The sequence below is a fragment of the Clostridioides sp. ES-S-0123-01 genome (genome assembly GCF_020658415.1).
Taxonomy (GTDB): Bacteria; Bacillota; Clostridia; order Peptostreptococcales; family Peptostreptococcaceae; genus Clostridioides.
Window position 1 is genome coordinate 1 of sequence record NZ_JACVWD010000021.1, and the last position, 1,068, is coordinate 1,068.

Below are 1,068 nucleotides of genomic sequence, written 5' to 3' on the forward strand. Positions count from 1 at the left end.
GAGTTCCCCTCATTAAGCTATGTATTCACTTAATGATACTTAGACATTACTCTAAGTGAGTTTCCTCATTCGGAAATCTTCGGATCAAAGTTTACGTGCAACTCCCCGAAGCTTATCGCAGCTTATCGCGTCCTTCATCGGCTCCTAGTGCCAAGGCATCCGCCCTGCACCCTTAATAACTTGACCAGTTAAAAAGGTTTGATAGATTAGAAGCTATCAACTTCGATAATTTTTAAAAGTTATCAGCTTTATATATTACAAATTAGATGTCATATCACTAAATATATATATGCAGTTTTCAAAGTGCTAACGCACATAGCTTGTCTAAAGATAAGCTAAAAGTGCATGTAAGAGGCTACTAGATAAATCAAAGATTTAAGTAATATACTCTTAATGGTGGAGATGAGGAGAGTCGAACTCCTGACCCCTTGCTTGCAAGGCAAGTGCTCTCCCAACTGAGCTACACCCCCAAATATGAAGTTCATAAAGAACTTTCAAAATTAAACAGTAGGCAATTCTCCTTAGAAAGGAGGTGATCCAGCCGCACCTTCCGATACGGCTACCTTGTTACGACTTCACCCCAGTTATTGATTCCACCTTCGACGACTTCTTCCAAAAGGTTAGATAATCGGCTTCGGGCGTCTCCAACTCCCGTGGTGTGACGGGCGGTGTGTACAAGACCCGGGAACGCATTCACCGCAGCATTCTGATCTGCGATTACTAGTAACTCCAGCTTCATGTAGGCGAGTTTCAGCCTACAATCCGAACTGAGAGTAGCTTTAAGGGATTAGCTCCACCTTACGGCTTGGCAACCCTCTGTACTACCCATTGTAGCACGTGTGTAGCCCTAAGCATAAGGGGCATGATGATTTGACGTCATCCCCACCTTCCTCCAGGTTATCCCTGGCAGTCTCTCTAGAGTGCCCAACTTAATGATGGCAACTAAAGACAAGGGTTGCGCTCGTTGCGGGACTTAACCCAACATCTCACGACACGAGCTGACGACAACCATGCACCACCTGTCACCAATGTCCCCGAAGGGAACTCTCCGATTAAGGAGATGTCATT

1 tRNA gene and 2 rRNA genes are annotated in these 1,068 nt (G+C 44.9%); all 3 read right to left on the reverse strand.

The window, feature by feature from the left end:
• Positions 1–186, reverse strand: a 23S ribosomal RNA gene (locus IC175_RS19260); the annotation flags it as partial.
• A gap of 208 nt (positions 187–394) precedes the next feature.
• Positions 395–470 (reverse strand) — tRNA-Ala (locus tag IC175_RS19265).
• A 55-nt stretch (positions 471–525) separates the two neighbouring features.
• Positions 526–1,068, reverse strand: a 16S ribosomal RNA gene (locus IC175_RS19270); the annotation flags it as partial.